The organism is Kitasatospora sp. NPDC059599, from assembly GCF_042735125.1.
Lineage (GTDB): Bacteria > Actinomycetota > Actinomycetes > Streptomycetales > Streptomycetaceae > Kitasatospora.
In genome coordinates, this window is the sequence record NZ_JBHWCL010000228.1 from 1 (window position 1) to 10,517 (window position 10,517).

Consider the following 10,517-nt stretch of genomic DNA (forward strand, 5'->3'; position numbering starts at 1 on the left):
CCCGGGAAGCCGGGCGCCGGCCGTGTCTCGATCACGGACGGTGAGCGTCAGTTCATCGCCATCTCGTCGGTCAGGCTGGCCTCGGTGCTCGGCAGGCCGAGCTCGGAGGCGCGCTTGTCGGCCATCGCCAGCAGGCGGCGGATCCGGCCGGCCACCGCGTCCTTGGTCAGCGGCGGGTCGGCGAGCGCGCCCAACTCCTCCAGCGAGGCCTGCTTGTGCTGCATCCGCAGCTGGCCGGCCGCGGCCAGGTGCTCGGGCACCTCCTCGCCGAGGATCTCCAGCGCGCGCTGCACCCGGGCGCCGGCCGCCACCGCGGCGCGGGCCGAGCGGCGCAGGTTGGCGTCGTCGAAGTTGGCGAGCCGGTTCGCGGTGGCCCGCACCTCGCGCCGCATCCGGCGCTCCTCCCAGGCGAGCACCGACTCGTGGGCGCCGAGGCGGGTCAGCAGCGCGCCGATGGCGTCACCGTCGCGGATGACCACCCGGTCCACGCCGCGCACCTCGCGGGCCTTGGCCGGGATGCCGAGTCGGCGGGCCGCGCCGACCAGCGCCAGCGCCGCCTCGGAACCGGGGCACGTGATCTCCAGCGAGGAGGAGCGGCCCGGCTCGGTCAGCGAGCCGTGCGCGAGGAACGCGCCGCGCCAGGCCGCCTCGGCGTCGCAGGTGGCGCCGGAGACGACCGCCGGGGGCAGGCCGCGGATCGGGCGCCCGCGGCCGTCGACCAGACCGGTCTGGCGCGCGAGCAGCTCGCCGTCCTTGACCACGCGGACCACGAAGCGGCTGCCGCGGCGCAGCCCGCCGGGGGCCATCACCACGAGGTCGGAGGAGTGCCCGAAGATCTCCAGGAGGTCCTTGCGCAGCCGCCGTGCCGCCGCCCCGGTGTCCAGCTCCGCCTCGATCACGATGCGGCCGCTCACGATGTGCAGTCCGCCCGCGAACCGCAGGATCGCCGACACCTCCGCCTTGCGGCAGCAGGCCCGGGTGACCGGGAGCCGGCTGATCTCGTCCTTCACCGCTGGAGTCATCGCCATGGCCCGATCCTTCCATGTGTCCGGAAAATCCGGTCGTACGCTGCTGCCAACAGCTCGGGGTCGTGTCGCGGCGTGCCGTCGGTGCGGGCCACCGAGCCGAGCACCAGGGCGGCGCCCATCCGCTCGGCGGCCTTCTCCAGACCGGCGAGGTCCGCCTGGCCGAAGGCGCCGCCGGTGACGGCGCGCTCGTCCACCAGGATCGCATCCACCGCGAGCTCCGGGGCGTGGTCGGCGATGACCTCCAGGTGACGCTGCGGGGTGAAGCCCTCGGTCTCGCCGGGCTGGGGAGCCAGGTTCAGGGTGAGCAGACGGCGGGCGCGGGTCTCGGTGAGCGCCTTGGCCAGCTCGGGCACCAGCAGGTGCGGCAGCACGCTGGTGAACCAGGAGCCGGGGCCGAGCACCACCCAGTCCGCCTCCCGGACGGCGGTCACCGCCTCCGGGACGGCCGGCGGCCCGTCCGGCAGCAGCCGGATCGACTGCACGGTGCCGGGGGTGACCGCGACGTTCGCCTGGCCGCGGACCGCCGACACCTCGCCGGGCAGCTCCGGGTCGTGACCGCGGACGGTCGCCTCGATGTCCAGCGGCACCGCCGACATCGGCAGTACCCGGCCCTGGACGTTGAGCAGCCGGCCGACCCAGTCCAGTGCCTCCACCGGGTCGCCCAGCTTCTCCCAGAGCGCGACGATCAGCAGGTTGCCGACGGCGTGGCCGCCGAGTTCCCCGTTGCCGGTGAAGCGCTGCTGGATCACCTCGGACCAGGTGCGGCCCCAGTCGTCGTCCCCGCACAGCGCGGCCAGCGCCTTGCGCAGGTCGCCCGGCGGCAGCACGCCCAGCTCGGTCCGCAGCCGCCCGCTGGAGCCGCCGTCGTCGGCGACGGTGACCACGGCGGTCAGGTCGCTGGTGAGGCGGCGCAGCGCGGACAGCGAGGCGGACAGCCCCTGCCCGCCCCCCAGCGCGGTGATCCGGGGGGCCGGGTTCGTCCGGGCGGGACTGCTGCGCGGACGGCTCGGCGCCGGGGGCCGGGCCGGGCTTCCCACCCGGTCACCGGTCCTGCTCTGCGGCTGTCGCCCGGGCACATATCCCGCCACACATCACCTCGCGTTCCTCGGCCCCGCCACCGGCTCTGCCGGCGGGCCCGGCAGGGAAGGCGGCGGTTACTCCCGTCCCATGTCACGGTGGACGAGCACCGTCTCGACTCCGTCGGCGATGAGACGCTTGGTCAGACGCTCGGACATGGCGACGCTTCGGTGCTTGCCACCGGTGCAGCCTACGGCAAGCGTCATGTAGCGCTTCCCCTCGCGCCGGTACCCCTCGGTCACGATGCGCAGCAGCTCGGTGTAACCGTCCAGGAACTCGTTGGCCCCGGGCTGCTGGAACACGTAGTCGGCGACGTCCGCGTCGGTGCCGGTGCGGGCGCGCAGCTCGGGCACCCAGTGCGGGTTCGGCAGGAAGCGGCAGTCCACCACGAGGTCGGCGTCGACCGGCAGGCCGTACTTGAAGCCGAAGGACATCACCGTGGCGCGCAGCTCGGGTTCGTCGTGGTCGGCGAACTGGGCGTCCAGCTTGGCGCGCAGCTGGTGCACGTTGAGGTTGGAGGTGTCGATCACCAGGTCGGCCTCGCCGCGCAGGTCGCGCAGCAGGTCGCGCTCCTGGGCGATGCCGTCCACGATCCGGCCGTCGGCCTGCAGCGGGTGCGGGCGGCGGACGCTCTCGAAGCGGCGCACCAGCGCCTCGTCGGAGGAGTCCAGGAAGACGACCCGGAGCCGGACTCCGCGCTTCTCCAGCTCGTCCAGCGAGGTGAGCAGGTCGTCGAAGAACTGGCGGCCCCGGACGTCGACGACCACGCCGATCCGGGCGACGTTGCCCTGGGACCGGGCGCCCAGGTCGACCATGGTCGGGATCAGGGCCGGCGGCAGGTTGTCCACCACGAACCAGCCGAGGTCCTCCAGGCACTTGGCGGCGGTGGAGCGGCCGGCTCCGGACATGCCGGAGATGATCACCAGCTCCGGCGCGTTCTCGGCCACGTCTGACACGGTCACTTCGGTTCCCCGCTCTCGGTCTTCCTACTGGGGAGAACGCGCACGGCGCGGCCGCCCTTCCCCGGCCCGGACAGGCGGGCGGGGCCGGGGCACACCGGCTGACGGGCGGCGTCGGCCGTCATGGCGTCTCCTGGGATGGTGCGGTCTGGGGTGCTGCTGCCACCGGCTCGGCGGCCTGTTCGGCCCCGTCCTCGATGATCTCGCCGGTCGCGGTGTTGACCGCGGGTGCGGCGGGTGTACGGGACGACAACGCCGCCGCAACAGTCTCCGCGGTGCGGCGTCCGATGCCGGGTACCGCGCAGAGCTCGTCCACGGTGGCGGCCCGGAGCTTCTTCAGCGAGCCGAAGTGCTTGAGCAGCGCCTGGCGGCGAGTCTCGCCGAGGCCCGGGACGGAGTCCAGTTCCCCGGCGGTGAGTCGCTTGGAACGCTTGCTGCGCTGGTAGCCGATCGCGAAGCGGTGGGCCTCGTCGCGCACCCGCTGGAGCAGGTAGAGGCCCTCGCTGGAGCGGGGCAGCACCACCGGGTCGTCCTCGCCCGGCAGCCAGACCTCCTCCAGCCGCTTGGCCAGGCCGCACAGCGCGACGTCGTCGATGCCGAGTTCGTCCAGGGCGCGCTTGGCGGCGGCGACCTGCGGCTGGCCGCCGTCGACCACCAGGAGCTGCGGCGGGTAGGCGAACCGCTTGGGGCGACCCTCCTCGTCCCGCGCCGCGCCGCCGGGCCCGGCCGTGTCCGGGTCCTCCGCCTCCGGGACGGCCCACTCGCCGGTCTGCTCGCGCTCCCGGAGGTAGCGGCGGAAGCGGCGGCCGATCACCTCGTGCATCGAGCGGACGTCGTCCTGGCCCTCGAAACCCTTGATCTGGAAGCGCCGGTACTCGCTCTTGCGGGCCAGGCCGTCCTCGAAGACGACCATGGAGGCGACCACGTCCTCGCCCTGCAGGTGGGAGATGTCGTAGCACTCGATGCGCAGCGGGACGGAGTCCAGCTCCAGCGCGTCGGCGATCTCCTGCAGGGCGCGGCTGCGGGTGGTGAGGTCGGAGGCGCGCTTGGTCTTGTGCAGTGCGAGCGCCTGCTGGGCGTTGCGCTGCACCGTGGCCATCAGGTCCTTCTTGTCGCCGCGCTGCGGGATCCGCAGGTCGACCTGGCTGCCGCGCAGGCCGGCCAGCCACTCCCGCACCGGCTCGACCGGTTCGGGCAGCGCCGGGACCAGCACCTCGCGCGGGACGGACTCGCCGCCGCCGTAGAGCTGCTGCAGGGCGTGCTCGACCAGGCCGGCGGTGTCGACGTCCTCGACCTTGTCGGTGACCCAGCCGCGCTGGCCGCGCACCCGGCCGCCGCGGACGTGGAAGATCTGCACGGCGGCTTCGAGTTCGTCCTCGGCGACGGCCAGCAGGTCGGCGTCGGTGGCGTCGGCGAGCACGATCGCGTTCTTCTCCATCGCGCGCTTGAGGGCGCCGATGTCGTCGCGCAGCCGGGCCGCCTTCTCGTACTCCAGGTCGGCCGCGGCCTCCTGCATCTCCTCTTCCAGCCGGCGCAGGTAGTTGCCGGTGCGCCCGGCCATGAAGTCGCAGAAGTCCTCGGCCAGTGCCCGGTGTTCGACCGCCGACACCTTGCCGACGCAGGGCGCGGCGCACTTGCCGATGTAGCCGAGCAGGCAGGGCCGGCCGACCTGCCGGGCGCGCTTGAACACCCCGTTGGAGCAGGTGCGGACGGGGAAGACGCGCAGCATCAGGTCGACCGTCTCGCGGATCGCCCAGGCGTGCCCGTACGGGCCGAAGTAGCGCACGCCCTTCTTGTGCGCCCCGCGCATCACCTGAACCCGCGGGAACTCCTCGTCGAGGGTGACGGCGAGTTCCGGATAGCTCTTGTCGTCGCGGTACTTGACGTTGAACCGCGGGTCGAACTCCTTGATCCAGGAGTACTCCAGCTGGAGCGCCTCGACCTCGGTACCCACCACGGTCCACTCCACCGAGGCGGCGGTGGTGACCATGGTCGCGGTGCGCGGGTGCAGGCCCGCCAGGTCCTGGAAGTAGGACGACAGGCGCGGCCGCAGGCTCTTGGCCTTGCCGACGTAGATGACCCGGCCGTGGGCGTCGCGGAACTTGTAGACGCCCGGGGAGGCCGGGATCGCGCCGGGCGCCGGGCGGTAGGTGCTCGGGTCAGCCATGGGTCCACCGTACCGAGTGGGGACGGGGCTGCGGGAGGATGATCGACTGGGAGGTCAACTGCTTCAGCTCGGGGTCACCTTGAGGTTCCCGCCCTCGACCGTGACGGTGTAGGCGGGCAGCGGGGAGGGGGCCGGGCCGTCCTGCACGGCGCCGTCGGCGATGCCGAACCGGCTGCCGTGGCAGGGGCACTGGATCTGCTGGTTCTTCACCTGGTCCACGATGCAGCCGGCGTGGGTGCACTTGGCGCTGAACGCCTTGTACTGGCCCGCGGCCGGCTGGGTCACCACGATCTTCTGCTCGCGGAACACCGTGCCGCCGCCCTCGGGCACGGCCGAGGCCGGGCCGAGGTCCACCGGGCCCTTGGGGGTGCTGCCGGCGCCCGAGGAGGAGGTGGAGGAGCCGCAGCCGGAGACCGCCACGGTGCCACCGGCCGCCAGGACGGCCGCCGCGCCGCAGAGCAGGGTGCGGCGGGAGGCGGTGGGGCTGCTCTCGGGGGCCTCGGACATCGGTGCGCTCCTACGGTTGCTGCTGCTGCGAGGGACCACGGAAGTCTATGCCGCGCGCGCCCCGCCGCCCCCGGGGCTCCCGGACGGCGGGAGCTGCGGGGGCGGCGGGGCGGCCGGTCACTTCTTGGCGGCGGCGCGCTTGCGCGGTGCCGCCTTCTTCGCCACCGCGGCCACCGGGGCGTCCGCGAAGCCGTCCGGCAGGATGTCCCGCAGGAACTTGCCGGTGTGGCTCTCCGGGACGGCGGCGATCTGCTCGGGGGTGCCCTCGGCGACCACCGTGCCGCCGCCGGAGCCGCCCTCGGGGCCCATGTCGACGACCCAGTCGGCGGTCTTGATCACATCGAGGTTGTGCTCGATGACGATCACCGTGTTGCCCTTGTCCACCAGCCCGCTGAGCACCTTGATCAGCTTGCTGATGTCCTCGAAGTGGAGGCCGGTGGTCGGCTCGTCCAGGACGTAGACCGTCCGCCCGGTGGAGCGCTTCTGCAGCTCCGAGGCGAGCTTGACCCGCTGCGCCTCGCCACCGGAGAGCGTCGGCGCGGACTGGCCGAGCCGGACGTAGCCGAGGCCGACGTCGTTGAGCGTCCTGAGGTGCCGGGCGATCGCCGGGACGGCCTCGAAGAAGTCCAGCGCCTCCTCGATCGGCATGTCCAGCACCTCGGCGATGGACTTGCCCTTGTAGTGCACCTCCAGCGTCTCCCGGTTGTACCGGGCGCCGTGGCAGACCTCGCACGGCACGTAGACGTCCGGCAGGAAGTTCATCTCGATCTTGATGGTGCCGTCGCCGGAGCAGTTCTCGCAGCGGCCGCCCTTGACGTTGAACGAGAACCGGCCGGGCAGGTAGCCGCGGACCTTGGCCTCCTGCGTCTCGGCGAAGAGCCGGCGGACGTGGTCGAACACCCCGGTGTAGGTGGCCGGGTTGGAGCGCGGCGTGCGGCCGATCGGCGACTGGTCGACGTGCACCACCTTGTCCACCTGGTCGGTGCCGGTGATCCGGGTGTGCCGGCCGGGCACGCTGCGGGCGCCGTTCAGCTCCCGCGCGAGGTGGGTGTAGAGGATGTCGTTGACCAGCGTCGACTTGCCGGAGCCGGAGACGCCGGTGATCGCGGTGAAGGTGCCGAGCGGGAAGCCGACCGTGACGTCCTTGAGGTTGTGCTCGCGGGCGCCGTGGACCGTCAGCTGGCGCTTCTTGTCCCGCTCGCGGCGGGTGGCCGGGATCGGGATGGACCGCTTGCCGGAGAGGTACTGGCCGGTCAGCGACTCCTTGTTGGCGAGCAGCTGCTTAAGCGAACCGGAGTGCACCACCTTGCCGCCGTGCTCGCCGGCGCCCGGGCCGATGTCGACCACCCAGTCCGCGGTCTTGATGGTGTCCTCGTCGTGCTCGACCACGATCAGGGTGTTGCCGATGTCGCGCAGCCGCACCAGCGTCTCGATCAGCCGGTGGTTGTCCCGCTGGTGCAGGCCGATGGACGGCTCGTCCAGCACGTAGAGCACGCCGACCAGGCCGGAGCCGATCTGGGTGGCCAGCCGGATGCGCTGGGCCTCGCCGCCGGACAGGGTGCCGGCCGCCCGGTCGAGCGAGAGGTAGTCCAGGCCGACGTCGACCAGGAAGCGCAGCCGCTCGTTGACCTCCTTGAGGACCCGCTCGGCGATCTGCTTGTCCCGGGCGTTGAGCTTCATCGCGCCGAGGAACTCGGAGCAGTCGCTGATCGACATCGAGGAGACGTCGGCGATCGACTTGTCCTGGACGGTGACCGCGAGCACCACCGGCTTGAGCCGGGTGCCCTGGCACGTCGGGCAGGGCACCTCGCGCATGTAGCCCTCGAAGCGCTCGCGGCTGCTGTCGCTCTCCGCCTCGGTGTGCCGGCGCTGGATGAACGGGACGGCGCCCTCGAAGCCCGTGCTGTAGGAGCGCTCGCGACCGAAGCGGTTGCGGTAGCGGACCTCCACCTGGTGCTTGTGCCCGTACATCAGCGCCTTCTTGGCGCGGGCGGGCAGCCCGGCCCAGGGGATGTCGGTGCGGAAGCCCAGCTCCCCGGCGAGCGCGTCGATCAGGCGCTGGAAGTACTCCTTGGCGTGCCCGGCCGACCACGGGTGGATCGCGCCCTCGTCCAGCGAGCGCTCGACGTCCGGCACGACCAGCTCCGGGTCGACCTCCATCCGGTTGCCCAGGCCCGAGCAGTCCGGGCAGGCGCCGAACGGCGAGTTGAAGGAGAACGAGCGCGGCTCCAGCTCCTCGAACGACACGTCGTCGTACGGGCAGTAGAGGTGCTCGGAGTACATCCGCTCGCGCTCCGCGTCCCCCTCGGGGAGGTCCACGAAGTCGAGCACGACCATGCCGCCGGACAGCCGCAGGGCCGTCTCCACCGAATCGGTGAGGCGCCGCTTGGCGCTCTCCTTGACGGTCAGGCGGTCGATGACCACCTCGACGGTGTGCTTCTCCTGCTTCTTGAGCTTCGGCGGCTCGGCGAGCTGGATCGTCTCGCCGTCCACCCGGGCCCGGGAGTAGCCCTTGGACTGCAGGTCGGCGAAGAGGTCGACGAACTCGCCCTTGCGCTCGCGCACCACCGGGCTGAGCACCTGGAACCGGGTGCCCTCGGCGAGTTCGAGCACCTTGTCCACGACCGCCTGCGGCGACTGCTTGGCGATCGGGCGGCCGCAGTGCGGACAGTGGGGCTTGCCGATCCGGGCGAACAGCAGGCGCAGGTAGTCGTAGACCTCGGTGATGGTGCCGACGGTCGAACGGGGGTTGCGGTTGGTGGACTTCTGGTCGATCGAGACGGCCGGGGAGAGACCCTCGATGAAGTCCACGTCGGGCTTGTCCATCTGCCCGAGGAACTGACGGGCGTAGGAGGACAGCGACTCGACGTAGCGGCGCTGGCCCTCGGCGAAGATCGTGTCGAAGGCGAGCGAGGACTTGCCGGAGCCGGAGAGGCCCGTGAAGACGATGAGGGAGTCGCGGGGCAGGTCGAGCGAGACGTTCTTGAGGTTGTGCTCGCGAGCACCGCGGACGATGAGGCGGTCGGCCACTGCTTCTGGCGCCTTTCTCCGGGGCGAGAGGGCTTGCGGTGAGATTCGGTACTTCTTCCAGGATGCGGCAGCCAGCCTATAGCTCAGACGTTCGAATCTCGACTCTGTCCAGTGGAGACCACCCGAACGAGTGAGGCCCGGAGCGGGACGGTCCGTACCCGCACCGTGCGGGTACCGAAAAACCCGCTGCTCAGGGCCCGGATCCGGCGGTAGCGTCGGCCTGGTCAACGAGCGAAGCCCCGCGCGGGCAACGCGCCGTCTCCCGACAGAAGGCAGATTCGATGACCGACCCGCAGTCCGCCGCCTCCGCCGCCGCCTGGCTCGGCCAGGTCGAGGAGAGCACCCAGCGCCTGCTGCAGACCGCCGCCGCGCTGAAGCCGGACGCAGTCGGCGAGCCCTCCGCGCTCCCCGGCTGGACCCGCGGCCACGTGCTGGCCCACCTCGCCCGCAACGCCGACTCCCTGGTCAACCTGCTGAACGGCGCCCGCACCGGCACCGACATCCCGCAGTACGCCGGCCACGAGGCCCGCGACGCGGACATCGAACGCGACGCCCCCCGCCCGCTCGACGTCCACCTCGCCGACCTGCGCGCCTCGCACGCCCGCTTCGCCGAGGCCGCCGCGCTGATGACGCCCGAGGCCTGGGAGGCGTCGGTCAGGCACCGCTTCGGCTACGTCTTCCCGGCCTCCGACATTCCGCACAAGCGCCTGCTGGAGGTCGAGTACCACCACGTCGACCTGGACGCCGGCCACACCCCCGCGCACTGGCCGCGGTCCTTCGCCACCGCCCAGTTCCGCAAGCTCGCCGCGGGCCTGGCCGGCGCCGACCTGCCTGCCGTCGAACTCGTCGCCGAGGACACCGGGGACCGCGCCGTGATCGGCACCGGCGAGCCCGCCCTGACGGTCCGGGGCCCCGTCCGAGCGCTCACCGCCTGGCTCTCGGGCCGCTCCGCCGGCACCGACCTGCGCCGCACCCCCGACACCGCCCTCCCCCCGCTTCCCCCGATGGGCTGAGGGCGGGACGATGATCCCAGGAGCCACTGGAGAGGGAGCGAACGGATGACGTACCACGGAGCGGTCAAGGTCGGCGGACCGCCGGACGTGCGCGAGCTGGCCCACCTGATCATCACCAAGGTGGCCGTCGGCCCGTACGACAACAACGCCTACCTGCTGCGCTGCCGGGCCACCGACGAGCAGCTGCTGATCGACGCGGCCGCCGACGCCCCGGTGCTGCTGGAGACCGTCGGGGACGACCTCGAAACCGTGGTCACCACCCACCGGCACCACGACCACTGGGGCGCGCTGGCCGAGGTGGTCGCCACCACCGGCGCCCGCACGGCCGCCGGCGAGCACGACGCCGAGGGCATCGACGTGCCCACCGAACTGCTGCTCGCCGACGGCGCCACGCTGCGCGTCGGCGACGTCGAACTCACCGTCCGCCACCTGGTCGGGCACACCCCGGGCGCGATCGTGCTGATCTACGACGACCCGCAGGGCCACCCGCACGTCTTCACCGGGGACTGCCTGTTCCCCGGCGGAGTCGGCAACACCTGGGGCGACCCGGAGGCCTTCACGAGCCTCTTCCGGGACGTCAACGAGAAGATCTTCGACGCCCTCCCGGACGAGGCCTGGATCTACCCCGGCCACGGCAACGACACCACCGTCGGCGCCGAGCGCCCGCACCTCGACGAGTGGCGCGAGCGCGGCTGGTAGTCCGCGCCCCCCGGGCGCACGGAAGGGGCCCCGCGAC

8 protein-coding genes are annotated in these 10,517 nt (G+C 72.4%); 2 read left to right on the top strand and 6 right to left on the bottom strand.

The window, feature by feature from the left end; translation table 11 throughout:
- Positions 1 to 47: 47 nt before the first annotated feature.
- The 6 genes from whiA to uvrA all read right to left on the bottom strand — a co-directional run bounded on the left by whiA (position 48) and on the right by uvrA (position 8,768).
- Positions 48 to 1,028 carry a DNA-binding protein WhiA gene (whiA, locus tag ACFV04_RS41780; protein WP_030238424.1) on the bottom strand — a complete coding sequence of 327 codons (981 nt, stop codon included), beginning with the start codon at positions 1,026 to 1,028 and terminating at the stop codon, positions 48 to 50.
- Complete coding sequence (gene yvcK, locus ACFV04_RS41785) at positions 1,019 to 2,116, bottom strand: uridine diphosphate-N-acetylglucosamine-binding protein YvcK (protein WP_360255889.1); 1,098 nt, start codon at positions 2,114 to 2,116, stop codon at positions 1,019 to 1,021. The genes whiA and yvcK overlap by 10 nt, the downstream gene beginning before the upstream one ends.
- A gap of 66 nt (positions 2,117 to 2,182) precedes the next feature.
- Positions 2,183 to 3,067 carry an RNase adapter RapZ gene (gene rapZ / locus ACFV04_RS41790; protein ID WP_363572339.1) on the bottom strand — a complete coding sequence of 295 codons (885 nt, stop codon included), beginning with the start codon at positions 3,065 to 3,067 and terminating at the stop codon, positions 2,183 to 2,185.
- Positions 3,068 to 3,185: 118 nt separating this feature from the next.
- On the bottom strand, positions 3,186 to 5,231 hold the full coding sequence (gene uvrC, locus ACFV04_RS41795; protein ID WP_380339059.1) for an excinuclease ABC subunit UvrC: 2,046 nt from the start codon (positions 5,229 to 5,231) through the stop codon (positions 3,186 to 3,188).
- Between the two features lie 63 nt (positions 5,232 to 5,294).
- Positions 5,295 to 5,738: a Rieske (2Fe-2S) protein gene (locus ACFV04_RS41800; protein WP_380339057.1), complete on the bottom strand. Its 444-nt coding sequence runs from the start codon at positions 5,736 to 5,738 to the stop codon at positions 5,295 to 5,297.
- A 117-nt stretch (positions 5,739 to 5,855) separates the two neighbouring features.
- The gene (gene uvrA / locus ACFV04_RS41805; RefSeq protein ID WP_380536342.1) at positions 5,856 to 8,768 is read right to left on the bottom strand and encodes an excinuclease ABC subunit UvrA; all 2,913 of its coding nucleotides are present in this window, start codon (positions 8,766 to 8,768) and stop codon (positions 5,856 to 5,858) included.
- 281 nt (positions 8,769 to 9,049) lie between these two features.
- On the opposite strand from uvrA, the gene ACFV04_RS41810 reads away from it, so the two are divergent.
- Both ACFV04_RS41810 and ACFV04_RS41815 read left to right on the top strand, forming a co-directional pair.
- Positions 9,050 to 9,781, top strand: a complete 732-nt coding sequence (locus tag ACFV04_RS41810; protein WP_380536343.1) for a maleylpyruvate isomerase family mycothiol-dependent enzyme — start codon at positions 9,050 to 9,052, stop codon at positions 9,779 to 9,781.
- Between the two features lie 45 nt (positions 9,782 to 9,826).
- The gene (locus ACFV04_RS41815; RefSeq protein WP_380339049.1) at positions 9,827 to 10,480 is read left to right on the top strand and encodes an MBL fold metallo-hydrolase; all 654 of its coding nucleotides are present in this window, start codon (positions 9,827 to 9,829) and stop codon (positions 10,478 to 10,480) included.
- Positions 10,481 to 10,517 lie beyond the last annotated feature (37 nt).